General features: G+C 52.8%; 14 protein-coding genes. 11 read left to right on the top strand and 3 right to left on the bottom strand.

Annotation, left to right across the window (positions count from 1 at the left end):
- Positions 1–2: 2 nt before the first annotated feature.
- Positions 3–791 carry a siderophore-iron reductase FhuF gene (gene fhuF / locus M2433_RS14485; protein ID WP_429054986.1) on the top strand — a complete coding sequence of 263 codons (789 nt, stop codon included), beginning with the start codon at positions 3–5 and terminating at the stop codon, positions 789–791.
- 95 nt (positions 792–886) lie between these two features.
- Here the strand turns inward: fhuF and M2433_RS14480 are convergent, their stop codons facing one another.
- On the bottom strand, positions 887–2233 hold the full coding sequence (locus M2433_RS14480) for a PTS sugar transporter subunit IIC (protein ID WP_429054984.1): 1347 nt from the start codon (positions 2231–2233) through the stop codon (positions 887–889).
- A gap of 328 nt (positions 2234–2561) precedes the next feature.
- On the opposite strand from M2433_RS14480, the gene M2433_RS14475 reads away from it, so the two are divergent.
- Positions 2562–3020, top strand: coding sequence for a YbaK/EbsC family protein (locus M2433_RS14475; protein ID WP_008502085.1), 459 nt, complete (start codon positions 2562–2564; stop codon positions 3018–3020).
- Between the two features lie 36 nt (positions 3021–3056).
- Here the strand turns inward: M2433_RS14475 and bglJ are convergent, their stop codons facing one another.
- A complete protein-coding gene (gene bglJ / locus M2433_RS14470) occupies positions 3057–3692 on the bottom strand; it encodes a DNA-binding transcriptional activator BglJ (protein ID WP_429055082.1) in 636 nt (211 codons plus the stop codon).
- The gene (locus M2433_RS14465; RefSeq protein WP_429054982.1) at positions 3689–4426 is read right to left on the bottom strand and encodes a helix-turn-helix transcriptional regulator; all 738 of its coding nucleotides are present in this window, start codon (positions 4424–4426) and stop codon (positions 3689–3691) included. The genes bglJ and M2433_RS14465 overlap by 4 nt, the downstream gene beginning before the upstream one ends.
- Positions 4427–4839: 413 nt before the next feature.
- Here M2433_RS14465 and M2433_RS14460 point away from each other — a divergent pair, with 413 nt between their 5' ends.
- The 9 genes from M2433_RS14460 (at position 4840) to opgB (ending at position 12265) form a co-directional block, all read left to right on the top strand.
- A complete protein-coding gene (locus M2433_RS14460; protein WP_429054981.1) occupies positions 4840–5616 on the top strand; it encodes a threonine/serine ThrE exporter family protein in 777 nt (258 codons plus the stop codon).
- Positions 5607–6080, top strand: coding sequence for a threonine/serine exporter (locus M2433_RS14455; protein ID WP_014168507.1), 474 nt, complete (start codon positions 5607–5609; stop codon positions 6078–6080). The genes M2433_RS14460 and M2433_RS14455 overlap by 10 nt, the downstream gene beginning before the upstream one ends.
- A 67-nt stretch (positions 6081–6147) precedes the next feature.
- The gene (locus M2433_RS14450) at positions 6148–6789 is read left to right on the top strand and encodes a TetR family transcriptional regulator (protein ID WP_059312639.1); all 642 of its coding nucleotides are present in this window, start codon (positions 6148–6150) and stop codon (positions 6787–6789) included.
- 42 nt (positions 6790–6831) lie between these two features.
- A complete protein-coding gene (locus M2433_RS14445) occupies positions 6832–7284 on the top strand; it encodes a MarR family winged helix-turn-helix transcriptional regulator (RefSeq protein WP_429054980.1) in 453 nt (150 codons plus the stop codon).
- Positions 7285–7368: 84 nt separating this feature from the next.
- Positions 7369–7797: an organic hydroperoxide resistance protein gene (locus M2433_RS14440; RefSeq protein WP_023310299.1), complete on the top strand. Its 429-nt coding sequence runs from the start codon at positions 7369–7371 to the stop codon at positions 7795–7797.
- A gap of 149 nt (positions 7798–7946) precedes the next feature.
- The gene (dnaT, locus tag M2433_RS14435; RefSeq protein ID WP_429054978.1) at positions 7947–8486 is read left to right on the top strand and encodes a primosomal protein DnaT; all 540 of its coding nucleotides are present in this window, start codon (positions 7947–7949) and stop codon (positions 8484–8486) included.
- Between the two features lies 1 nt (position 8487).
- Entirely contained in the window at positions 8488–9216 is a 729-nt protein-coding gene (gene dnaC / locus M2433_RS14430; protein ID WP_429054977.1) for a DNA replication protein DnaC, read from the top strand.
- 4 nt (positions 9217–9220) lie between these two features.
- Positions 9221–9703 (top strand): DUF2501 domain-containing protein, encoded by a 483-nt coding sequence (locus M2433_RS14425; protein WP_429054976.1) that lies wholly within the window; start codon positions 9221–9223, stop codon positions 9701–9703.
- A gap of 270 nt (positions 9704–9973) precedes the next feature.
- Positions 9974–12265, top strand: coding sequence for a phosphatidylglycerol--membrane-oligosaccharide glycerophosphotransferase (gene opgB / locus M2433_RS14420; RefSeq protein ID WP_429054974.1), 2292 nt, complete (start codon positions 9974–9976; stop codon positions 12263–12265).
- Positions 12266–12435: the final 170 nt, after the last annotated feature.

Below are 12435 nucleotides of genomic sequence, written 5' to 3'. Positions count from 1 at the left end.
CTATGGCCACGCATACCGCACACATTGTCGAACCCCTCCTCTGGCGAGCGCCCCTCACCAGCGGGAATGTTTCGTTTGCGGATGCCATACGGGAAAAGATTGCGGAAACGCGCGCCCACCTGCTGGACTTTATCCGGCTTGATGAAGCGCACCCGCACCACGCCATGACGCTCTCAGAGTGGCGTCAACCGTCAAAACTGCAATCGCTGCTGGCCACCTATTCCGACCATATCTATCGCAATCAGCCCGACCTTACGCGGGAAAATAAACCCCTGCTCTCCCTCTGGGCGCAGTGGTATATCGGGCTGATGGTGCCTCCCCTGATGCTGGCGCTGTTAACGCAAAAAAGCATGCTGGAACTTTCGCCGGATAATTTCCACGTCGAGTTTCACGAAACCGGGCGTGCAGCCTGTTTCTGGATCGATCTCCACGAAGACCAGAACGCAGAGCAACTTACCGCTCAGGAACGAATGGAGCAGCTTATCACTCAGGCCCTGATCCCTGTCGTGGACGCGCTTGAAGCGACGGGAGAGATTAACGGGAAGCTTATCTGGAGCAATACTGGCTATTTAATCCACTGGTATTTAACGGAAATGAAGCCACTTCTCGGTGATGAGAACGTTGACGCCCTGCGTCAGTCCTGTTTCTTTGCAAAACAGCTTTCCGATGGCCGTGACAACCCGCTATTTCGTACCGTCGTACTCCGTGATGGGCTTCTGGTCCGTCGCACCTGCTGCCAGCGCTATCGCCTGCCGGACGTTAAGCAGTGCGGGGATTGCACGCTGAAGTAATCGTACCCGGCCTGATGCCCTCACCCAGCCCCTTTCCCACAGGGAGAGGGAAAAAACACTAAAAACGGCAACCTGAGTTGCCGTTTTGCTTCTACCTAGGCCACCTGTTGATTTTCCTCTTCCGCGTTACGCTGCGCTTCCTCCGCTTCCTGCTCAAGCAGCTGTTTCTCGTACACTTTGAAGAACGGGTAGTAGATGATTGCCGATACGCAGGCCAGCACCACAACCAGGATGGCCGCGCGAAAATCCCAGCCCAGGGCCCACGCGGCACCTATCGGAGCCGGTGCCGTCCAGGGAACCACGGAGATGACGCGGCCAATCAGATCAAACGTCATTGCCGCCCAGGCCAGCACGGCATTAACCATCGGAGCCAGCAGGAAGGGAATAAAGAACACCGGGTTCATGACAATCGGCGTACCGAAAATGACAGGTTCGTTGATGTTAAAGAAGCTGGGCACCACGCTCAAACGCCCAATCGAACGTAAATGCGCAGAACGGCTACGCAGGTAGCAAATTACCAGCCCCATCGTGGCGCCCGACCCGCCAATCACAATAAAGAATGTCCAGAACGCTTCCATAAAGATATGCGGCAGAGGCTGGCTGGCGGCCAGCGCGGTCTGGTTAGCGCCCAGGTTCGTCAGCCAGAACATCTGCAGCATGCCGGAGACAATGGCCGCCCCGTGGATCCCGGCGAACCACAGCAGATGACCGATCAATACCGCCAGCAGAATCGCAGGCAGCGAATCCGCCGCGGAAACCAGGGGTTTAAAGACCGACATTATTGCCTGCGGGATTAGCATGCCAAACTGAGACTGAATCACCAGGCTCAGCGGATAGAGCGTCAATACCACCACCAGCACCGGGATCAGCAGATCAAAGGAGTTTTTGATCATCGGTGGGACCTGGTCCGGCAGCCGAATACCGATGTTATGCGCTTTGAGGAAACGCATCATCTCAACGCAGTAGATTGCCACCAGAATCGCAGTAAAAATCCCCGTCCCACCCAGGCTGTCGACGGGAAGCGTGCCTTTGGTTTTCGGGGCCGCGACAAGCAGAAACGCCATCAGCGACAGCATGGCGCACATAAATGGGTCCAGCTGATGCGATTTGACGTAGTGCTTACCCAGGTTATACGCAATGGCCGCGCAAATATAAATGGACATAATGCCCATCGTCATATCAAACGGCGTCAGGATCTGGCCTTCAAACTGTTTCGCCATATCCAGCCAGGCGCGCGCGAAACCCCAGGTGGTATCAGGCGAAAAAGGAGGGTAAGCGAACACTAACAAAAATGAGCCCACAATCATAAACGGCATCGCAGAGATGAATCCATCACGGATGGCCATGACGTGACGCTGGGCAGAAATCCGCCCGGCAATCGGGCTGACGTAATTTTCAACAAAACGGAATATCAGGTTAAACGCAGCATGGTTGGCAGACATGGCAGATCTCCTGTCAGACGTTTGTTACAGGCACATTTGCGCCGCACGTTGTTCCATAAATCAGCTTCACAACCTTGCTGGCTTGTGTACCCGCGGTACTGCTCAGACGAAATGGTTTCATAATTGGCTCTTATTATTGGATACAGGGGACGTTACGTACTCAGTATTAATCTACGCATCACGCTCTGCAACCGGTTACTGTAACCGGTTTCCGTGATTGTGAAGAGGATCCAGAAATTAGCCGTTCGGGATATTTGTTACTGAAGAGATATTTACAGAGCATAAATTCTTATGACAGATTACGCAGGATATTTGTCAGGAGGAAACAATGAGTTTGCAGTCTGTACAGCAGTTTTTTGCCGACAACGCGCCGGATATAGACGTTATCGAGCTTAGCCAGAGTACCGCTACCGTTGCGTTGGCTGCTGCCGCCCATCGCGTTGAGCCGGGACAGATCGCCAAAACCTTGTCGCTGAAGGTTAAAAATGAGGTGATTCTGGTGGTGGCGAAAGGCGATGCGCGTCTGGATAACAAAAAGCTGAAAGACACCTTTGGTGCGAAAGCGCGCATGCTCAGCAGCGATGAAGTGGTGACCATCACCGGCCATCCCGTTGGCGGTGTGTGCCCGTTCGGACTGGAAAACCCGCTTGCGGTTTACTGCGATATCTCCTTAAAGCAGTACGCTGAAGTGCTGCCTGCCGCAGGCGCAATTCACAGTGCCGTGCGTATTTCACCTGACAGAATGGCAGAGCTGACTTCCGCAAAATGGGTGGATGTTTGTATCTGATTGAAGCGCCAGAGTGCATCTGGCGCGAAAGGCAGGTTATAAAAATGTGGGCTTGCTGAGAGCCAGACTTTGCGGATCTCTTGCCGGAAGATGCGTAAGAATATCCGCCGCATCCAGCAACCCTACGTCAGAATTTACCCCCAGCTTCACCATCGCATTAAACTTATGTGCCCGGATGGTCTTAATATTGCGTTCAAGCTGTGCCGCGATTTCAGGAATAGAATATCCGCAGGACATATAACGCAGAATCGCGCGTTCCGTTGGGCTTAACATTCTGTTTTGACTGCAGTACCAGTGGTTCAGCATATTGTCATTGATGCGCAGCGTTTCACTCAGTAACTCAATGAGCTCCTTCTGAAGATGTTCAAGCGTCACCGATTTGCTGACCACACCGTGCAGGCGTGACGGCGAAAGATGGCTGATGAGGCGCGCTTCCGTCTCGTCAGAGACCAGTATGATGCGCTGGATATGACCGTGCGTGAACGCAAGATCGCGCAGGTGCGCCAGGCAGTTACGTCGCTCCTCTCGGGCATCGGCAAGTGAATAGATAAGCGAGAAAAAATTAACGTGATGCAGTGCACGCCTAAAGCTGTCAAATTCACTAAACAGGTGTAGTTGATACTGGCTCAGGGCGGACATCGCAAAAAGATGCTGTAACCCAACAGCACTCATCGTGCAATTTTCGACGATGGCGATATGCCTTGTTGAATCGGTTTTTTCCATTCCTCGAACTCTCCATAGGCTGACATAAGACTCAGCTCTCTCATTCCCTGTGTACTGTTGATCCAGGCGTACATATCGGCGTTACTCCGTAACGACAGACGTCGCATCGCACTGTTTTTCTGCGCACTTATCGTTTTATTGCTCTTCTTGAGCAATGCGGCGATTTGGTTAATCCCCCATCCCTTGCCTAACAGGCGTAATACCTTGCGTTCGGAGTGTGTGAGTGCGATAAAAGGTTCATCTTCATCTTCCACGCTCTGAGGTTCCGGGGTTAACAGCGTCTGGCTTATCCGCTCTGCCCGCTCGCGCCCGGCCTGAATAGCCTTGACCACGCCTTCAATCGGCTCCATATCAGAAAGCAACGTGCTTTCCGGCCGCATAAGCAGCTCAACGGCAATAGGGTAAAGCGGCCGTGAGACTAAGAAGATCCAGTGAATTTCCCGGTATTGATTCAGTAAAGCGTAATACTCTTCAAGCGTGCCCCGAGGATTTCGGTATTCGCCTGAAATATCAGCAATAATGACGTCTGCCCGGCGTAACTGAAGCAGGGTTAACTCCTGCAATGAGCCGCAATAGGTCAACTCAACATCGGGGAAATGACGTGCTATAACGCCCCCCAACCCGTTTTGCATTACGGGTATCCGGCTAATGACAACGCCATGCTTACCATGCAATGACAACATAGACCCTCCGTGTCCATTTTTTATATGATGAGTAACGTTAAAACGCATCAATGTATATGTGTTTTCGTCCCTGAGTGTAAAACTGATTAATACAAGCAGAAGATGAGAAATGTTTTTAATTTAAGAAATGCCTAAAACATCGGTAATATCTCATAAAGCGCAAATAAATTTAATTCCAATGCCGTTAAAATAATAACAATATAAAATTAGAATAACTAAATACAAATTTTCTATATTCCCCAATTAACAATTCACCGTATTAATAAATCAACCCAATCCCCTTACGTGACACGGGGCTGAAACTGTTTGCATAAACCTTGATCTGACCCACAGCAAGAGACACTGCACTTTGTGCTAAAAGTAATCATTATGGGCCAGGCGGCAACTATCCATCTAATTCTTCAGGACAAGACATGCAGGCAGATCGGTCAACGCAGCGTGCTATCACGCGGCTATGTATAAAGTGCGGGCTTTTTCTGCTCCAGCACGGCGCAGAGAGCGCGCTGGTCGAGGAGCTTTCAACCCGGCTGGGGATGGCGCTGGGTATGGACAGCGTTGAGAGCGCCATCTCATCCAACGCCATTGTGCTGACCACGATCAAAGACGGTCAATGCCTGACCTCCACCCGCAAAAACCATGACCGCGGCATTAACATGCACGTCGTGACTGAAGTGCAGCATATCGTCATCCTTGCTGAACATAAGCTTCTCGATCTCAATGAGATTGAAAAACGGTTCAACCAAATTAAGCCATTACGTTATCCGCGCTGGCTTGTCGTGCTGATGGTGGGGCTGTCGTGCGCCTGCTTTTGTAAGCTCAATAAAGGCGGCTGGGACGGGGCGATCGTCACCTTTTTCGCCAGCAGCATCGCCATGTATGTTCGCCAGCTTCTGACACACCGGCAGCTGCACCCGCAAATTAACTTCTGCATCACTGCGTTTGTCGCCACCACGGTTTCCGGCCTGCTGCTGCGCCTGCCGCAGTTTGCCAACACCCCGACGATTGCCATGGCCGCCAGCGTGCTGCTGCTGGTCCCGGGCTTCCCGTTGATCAACGCCGTCGCCGACATGTTTAAAGGTCACATCAATACCGGTCTGGCACGCTGGGCCATCGCCAGCCTGCTGACGCTGGCGACCTGCATCGGCGTGGTCATGGCCATGACGCTTTGGGGGTTACGCGGATGGGCATGATAGATTTTCTGCTGGCGCTGGCGCAGGACATGCTTCTGGCCGCCATTCCTGCCGTCGGCTTTGCGATGGTGTTTAACGTTCCGCAACGCGCGCTGCCGTGGTGTGCGCTACTGGGCGCGATAGGCCATGGCTCGCGAATGGTCATGATGACAGCGGGTTTTAACATCGAATGGTCGACATTTATGGCTTCTATGCTGGTCGGCAGTATCGGCATCCAGTGGTCGCGCTGGTATCTGGCGCACCCCAAAGTGTTTACCGTCGCCGCCGTGATCCCGATGTTCCCCGGCATATCGGCCTATACGGCGATGATATCCGCGGTGAAAATCAGCCATTTTGGCTACACCGAGCCTCAGATGATCCTCCTTCTGAGCAACTTTCTTAAGGCCTCGTCCATTGTCGGCGCGCTCTCCATCGGACTGTCGATCCCCGGGCTGTGGCTGTACCGTAAGCGCCCACGCGTTTGATATTTGTGTTATTTCGCTGCCATGGAGATAATCTTTCTGGACCGTTTGGTGAAAATAAGGAAAGGATGTGGCTAACCCCGGCAGCGAACACCCCGAGCACAGTGAAGAATCCAGCCTGAAAGAGAAAATTTTTCAGAGCGCTATCGCGCTTTTTGCCGAATATGGATTAAACGGTGCCCGCATGGAGCAGATCGCGGAGAAAGCAGGCACCACCAAACGCATGGTGGTTTACCATTTTAAGAACAAAGAGAATCTCTATCTCCTCGTTCTGGAACATGTTTACACCCAGATTCGCGCCAGTGAAAAAGCGCTCAGCCTGTCGGGAATGCCGCCCGTCGAAGCGCTGGTCAGTCTGGTTGAAGCCACCTTTGACTACCATGCCGACCATCCGGATTACATCCGCATTATCTGCATGGAAAACATGCAGCGCGGCCGCTTTATGCAACAGTCGAGCTATCTCCGCCAGGTCAACCGTAGCGCGCTAGACCTGCTGGAAGAGATCCTGCGTCGGGGTAAAGAAAAACAGCTGTTCAGCCAGACGGTTGACGCCCGCGATCTTCATCGCCTGATAAGCAGCTTCAGCTTTCACTACGTTGCTAACAGCTATACCTTTACGCTGCTGTTTGAAGACGGTGCGGACGAGCAGGCCCAGCGCCAGCACTATCGTAAAATGGCCGTTCAGGTGGCCCTGCGTTATACCTGCCCATAAAATTTGCTTGCAATTAAATCGCACACTATCTATATTCATCTCATGAACGCGAAAACACACGACGTAAACGCTGCGCTTAAGCTGGATAACCAGCTCTGCTTTGCCCTCTATTCGGCAAATCTGGCGCTTAATAAGCTGTACCGGCAGCTGCTGGCACCTCTGAACCTGACCTACCCGCAATATCTGGTGATGCTGGTGCTGTGGGAGCAGGATGACGTCACGGTGTCGGACATCGGTGAGCGGCTGTTTCTGGATTCGGCAACCCTGACGCCGCTGCTGAAGCGTCTGGAAAGCGCCGGGCTGATAAATCGTCAGCGCTCGCGCAAGGATGAACGTCAGGTCGCCGTCACCCTGAGTGAAGCGGGACGTGAACTTCAGCAGCAGGCAGCGGGTATCCCCCATGCGGTAGGATGCGCAGCGCAGTGTGATACCGACACGCTGCTCGCGCTTAAGCAGCAGCTGGAGCTTTTGCGACAACATATTCAGCGCGCGTAAGGCTATACTTTACGCGTCTTTATTTAACCATATATATCGCACGCTATTTAATAGCGCACATTAAAGCAAGATGAGGAACCTGCCATGTCTTTAGAAAAAGTTGTTTATACCGCCAAAGCAAAAGCAACCGGTGGCCGTGACGGCCGCGCGACCTCTTCCGATGGCGTACTGGATGTAAAACTGGGCGTGCCAAAAGAGATGGGCGGCATGGGCGGAGAAGTGACTAACCCTGAGCAGCTGTTTGCGGCGGGCTACTCTGCCTGCTTCCTGGGCGCGATGAAGTTCGTGGCCGCACGCGACAAATTTACCCTGCCAAAAGATGCCTTTATTGAAGGCGAAGTGGGTATTGGCCCGCTGCCAACCGGCTTTGGTATTGAAGCAAAACTGAACATCCACGTTGAAGGTATGGATCCCGCGGAAGCCAAAAAGCTGGTGGATGCCGCACACATCGTTTGCCCTTATTCTAACGCGACCCGCGGCAACATCGACGTGACCCTGAATATCATCGCGTGATAAATGCCTGATGGCGCTGCGCTTATCAGACCAACGACTGTCCCCCCCGGTATGCGCAGCGCCACCGGGGAAATCCCCTCCATTCCCTCATCCTCTCTGTGCTACCATAAGCCCATATCACGCCCGTCGTTATCAGTAGAGTAAGCGTTATGTCCTCCAGAATTCTGACCACCAGCATTGCTGGTATTGATGCCTTTATGCGCGACCCGCGCGGTGTGTTGACCCACGCCGACGGTGGCACGGTTGCGGTTTTTGCCGACAACGCTCCGGCGTTTTACGCAATCACACCGGAACGTCTGGCACAGCTTCTGGAGATAGAAGCGCAGCTGTCGCGCCCGGCGAGCGATATCACGCTGGACAATCAGTTCTTTGATGAACCGGTTAACGTCCCCGTGACCGTGCCAATGGGAAAATTTGCCCTGTACGCGGGCTGGCAGCCGGATGCGGATTTCCAGCGCCAAGCCGCGCTGTGGGGCATTGCGCTCACCCAGCCGGCCACCGCCGAAGAGCTCGCCGCGTTCACCGCCTGGTGGCAGGCGGAAGGTAAAGTCTTCACCCACATTCAGTGGCAGCAAAAGCTCGCGCGTCATCTTCAAATCACCCGTACTGGTAATGGTGGAAAGGCAAAATCTGACATTAACGAAATAGCCAAACCTAACTATACCGTTCCAAAAGGTTTTAGAGGTTGAAATGAAAAACGTTAGCAGTCTGATGAACAGGTTGAAAAAAATCATACCTGAAGGCATTGAGCCTCGCTTTAAAAACAGTGAGGAGTTGATGGCCTGGCAGCAAGAAGAAGGGCGAAAGCGTTCTGAATTTATTGCTCGCGAAAATATTGCCAAAAGCATGGAACGATCTTTTGGTCGTTCAGGAATAAGAACCTTACACCAGGGGTGTTCGTTCGAAAATTACAAGGCCACTACGACAAATCAAAAGATTGTCAGAGAAAAAGCGCGCTTGTATGCCGTTGATTTTGATAAATCGATGGGCGGGTTCATTTTTTGTGGTAATCCTGGTACTGGTAAAAACCATTTGGCCGCCGCCATATGTAACGATCTCCTGCGGCGAGGTAAAACGGTTCTTATAATTACCGTGGCAGATATCATGTCTTCCATGCGCGAAACCTTCAATGGCACATCAGCAGATTCAGAAGAAAAGCTGATTGATAAATTAAGCTCTGTTGACTTGCTTGTGATTGATGAAATTGGTGTTCAGAATGAATCGCGTTATGAGAAGGTTATCATCAACCAAATTATCGACAGAAGAACATCCTCTCGCCGGCCTACTGGGCTCCTGAGCAATCTTGATGAAGCAGGTTTGAACAAACAACTCGGAGAGAGGGTAATGGACAGAATGAAATTAGGCGGTACGCTTTGGTTGAATTTTGATTGGGAAAGTTACCGAGAGAATGTGAGATAACGTAATGAAAAAAAGTCTTTTTGTAGTTTTAGTCGTCGCCCCACTCATACTGACATGTATGGCGCAAGCGGCATCCTGGCAGGAGTCCCTCTCAAGCGCGGCAAACGAGCTGAGCAAAGAGAGCAGCAGCTCTCAGGGCGGGCTTTCAGCCTCTTCCCTCACCAGCCTGCTGGGCAACAGCAGCCAGAGCCTTAGCGCGGGCACGATGAACAACGCGGCGGGAATTCTGGAGTATTGCGCGAAGCAAAAACTGGCTTCCGTAACCGACGCGCAAAACGTGAAAAACCAGGTGCTGGGTAAACTGGGTCTGGATACCCAGGAGCAGAAAGCGGATACCAACTATATGGACGGGATCCAGGGTCTGCTTAACGCGCAGAACGGTCAACAGCTTAACCTGAGCACCCTCGGCAACTCTTCTCTGGCAAAACAGGTGAAAACCAAAGCCTGCGATCTGGTGCTGAAACAAGGCGTTAATTTCCTCTCCTGATCCGCCCCATTTTCTGCCACAACACGCCGCGTTTAATGCGATAGTCTTGCAGCGCGGCGTTAAATGCGCGTTTTCCCCAAGTGCCACCGTCTCAGCGTCCGTTTGTCAGGATGCGACCTTCTTCATAAAAACGATTTTCTAAACCAAATCCTAACAACAGCACACTTTCGTGACACTAAAATTGCAGCTTAACGACATCGCAATTACAGTGTATGACCCAAAAAATAAACAGTTAGCCAGCGAAGCACCTGGCGTCATGAGGATATGCTGTTGTCAGAACTAATGTCCCTTATCCTTTTTCTGGCTTCTGTCGGCGTCTATGCCTGCAAAGCCGGCCGCAACACCTGGTGGTTTATCGCGACGCTGGTGGTGCTCGGCATTTTTATTATTTTAAACATTACCCTGTACGCCAGCGATTACTTTACCGGCGACGGTATTAACGATGCCGTGCTCTACACCCTGACGAATAGCCTGACGGGTGCAGGGGTAGGTAAGTACATACTTCCGGGGCTGGGGCTCGTCATCGCGCTGGTGACGATTTTTGGCGCGCTGGCCTGGGTCCTGCGTCGACGCCGCCATCATCCGCACCATCATGGCTACAGCCTGCTGGCGCTATTCCTGGCGCTGGCCTCCGTGGACGCCAGCCCGGCGTTCCATCAGATCACCGAACTGGTGAAATCTCAGTCCCGAGACGGCGATCCGGATTTCGCAGCCTATTACAAAGAGCCGTCGAAAACGATCGCCAACCCGAAGCTCAATCTGGTTTATATCTACGGTGAAAGCCTGGAGCGCACGTACTTTGATAACGACGCTTTCCCGAACCTGACGCCAGACCTGGGCGCGCTGAAAAATGAAGGCCTCGATTTCAGCCACACCATGCAATTGCCGGGTACGGATTACACCATCGCCGGGATGGTTGCCTCCCAGTGCGGCATCCCGCTGTTCGCACCTTTTGAAGGTAACGCCTCAGCCTCGATGTCGACGTTCTTCCCGCAGAATATTTGCCTCGGCGATATTCTGAAAAACTCCGGCTACGAAAACTATTTTATGCAGGGGGCAAACCTGCGCTTCGCCGGAAAAGACGTGTTCCTGAAATCCCACGGCTTCGATCACCTGTATGGCTCAGAAGAGTTAAAAACGACGGTTGCCGATCCGAGCTACCGCAACGACTGGGGCTTCTATGACGATACGGTGCTGGACGAAACCTGGAAGAAATTCGAGGAACTCTCCCGCGCCGGCAAACGCTTCTCGCTCTTTACGCTGACGGTGGACACCCACCATCCGGACGGGTTCGTCTCGCGCACCTGTAAGCGCAAACGCTATGACGTCGATGGCAAAAACAACAAATCCTTCAGCGCCGTGACCTGTAGCCAGGAGCACATCGCCGCGCTGGTCGAAAAAATCAAAGCCTCGCCCTGGTTTAAAAACACCGTCATCGTCGTTTCGTCTGACCATCTGGCGATGAAAAACAGCGCGTGGGACCAGCTCAGCAAGCAGGATCGCAGCAACCTGTTCTTCGTGCTGCGCGGCGACCAGCCGCAGCAGGAGGTCATCGCCACCAAACGCAACTCCATGGATAACGGCGCAACCGTGCTGGACATTCTGGGCGGCGACAACTTTATTGGCCTTGGCCGGAGCACGCTGTCGGGGCAATCCCTGTCGGAAGTGTTCCTCAACATGAAGGAAAAAATCCTCGCCTGGAAACCCGATATCATTCGCCTGTGGAATTTCCCGAAAGAGATGAAAGACTTCACCATCGATCGGGATAAAAACACCATTGCCTTCTCGGGCAGCAACTTCCGTCTGCCGCTGCTGTTGCGCGTGTCGGAGGGCCGCGTCGAGCCGCTGCCGGAAAGCGAGTATTCCGCGCCGCTGCGCTATCAGCTGGCCGATTTTGCCCCCCGCGATAACTTCGTCTGGGTGGACAGGTGCTACAAAATGGGCCAGCTCTGGTCGCAGCCGCTGGCGCTCTCAACCGACTGGTGCGTCTCTCAGGGCCAGCTTGGCGGGGAGCAAACCGTGCAGCACGTGGACAAAGCCCAGTGGAAAGGCAAAACAGCCTTCAAAGATACGGTAATTGATACGGCGCGCTATCAGCACAACGTCGACGTGCTGAAAATCGTCGACAACGATATTCGCTACAAGGCGGACAGCTTTATCTTTAACGTGGCCGGCGCGCCGGAAGAGGTGAAGCAGTTTAGCGGTATCTCGCGTCCGGAGTCCTGGGGACGCTGGTCCAACGCGCAGCTGGGCAACGAGGTGAAAATTGAGTACGCCCATCCCCTGCCTGAACAATTTGACCTGGTGATCACGGCCAGAGCGTACGGGCCCAACGCCAACAAGCCCGTGCCGGTCCGCGTGGGCGATCGGGAGCAGACCCTGACGCTTGGAAACGATGTGTCCACGCACACGCTGCATTTTGACAACCCATCGCGCAGCAATACGCTGGTGATTGTGCCGCCAGACCCGCAGTCGACAAATGAGGGGAATATCCTTGGACACTCACCGCGCGAGATCGGGATTGGCATGGTAGAAATCAAAATCGTCGGTACACAAGGCTAACGGGCGCGTGCCCGGCTTTCTGCCGGGCACTTATGAAAATAAATAATTCTATACAACCATTATAAATTAGATAAAAACGCTTTATATCAGCCATTTTAATTTATAAATATCCCGCAAAAAGACAAATCCATAACATGTGCAGCTCCATAAATCACCACGGAGCATTACGC

The organism is Enterobacter sp. AC1 (assembly GCF_050434705.1).
Classification (GTDB): Bacteria; Pseudomonadota; Gammaproteobacteria; order Enterobacterales; family Enterobacteriaceae; genus Enterobacter; species Enterobacter cloacae_L.
The sequence above is the reverse complement of the archived record's forward strand: the minus strand, read 5'-3'. Positions and strand labels throughout refer to the sequence as shown.

Excerpts from the sequence above, each read along its gene's own strand:
- M2433_RS14460 (WP_429054981.1), top strand. The coding sequence starts at position 4,840 with ATGCAGGCAGATCGGTCAACGCAGCGTGCTATCACGCGGCTATGTATA.
- dnaT (WP_429054978.1), top strand. The coding sequence starts at position 7,947 with ATGTCCTCCAGAATTCTGACCACCAGCATTGCTGGTATTGATGCCTTT.
- M2433_RS14475 (WP_008502085.1), top strand. The coding sequence starts at position 2,562 with ATGAGTTTGCAGTCTGTACAGCAGTTTTTTGCCGACAACGCGCCGGAT.
- M2433_RS14465 (WP_429054982.1), bottom strand. The coding sequence starts at position 4,426 with ATGTTGTCATTGCATGGTAAGCATGGCGTTGTCATTAGCCGGATACCC.
- dnaC (WP_429054977.1), top strand. The coding sequence starts at position 8,488 with ATGAAAAACGTTAGCAGTCTGATGAACAGGTTGAAAAAAATCATACCT.
- bglJ (WP_429055082.1), bottom strand. The coding sequence starts at position 3,692 with ATGAGTGCTGTTGGGTTACAGCATCTTTTTGCGATGTCCGCCCTGAGC.
- M2433_RS14440 (WP_023310299.1), top strand. The coding sequence starts at position 7,369 with ATGTCTTTAGAAAAAGTTGTTTATACCGCCAAAGCAAAAGCAACCGGT.
- M2433_RS14445 (WP_429054980.1), top strand. The coding sequence starts at position 6,832 with ATGAACGCGAAAACACACGACGTAAACGCTGCGCTTAAGCTGGATAAC.
- M2433_RS14480 (WP_429054984.1), bottom strand. The coding sequence starts at position 2,233 with ATGTCTGCCAACCATGCTGCGTTTAACCTGATATTCCGTTTTGTTGAA.
- fhuF (WP_429054986.1), top strand. The coding sequence starts at position 3 with ATGGCCACGCATACCGCACACATTGTCGAACCCCTCCTCTGGCGAGCG.
- M2433_RS14455 (WP_014168507.1), top strand. The coding sequence starts at position 5,607 with ATGGGCATGATAGATTTTCTGCTGGCGCTGGCGCAGGACATGCTTCTG.
- M2433_RS14425 (WP_429054976.1), top strand. The coding sequence starts at position 9,221 with ATGAAAAAAAGTCTTTTTGTAGTTTTAGTCGTCGCCCCACTCATACTG.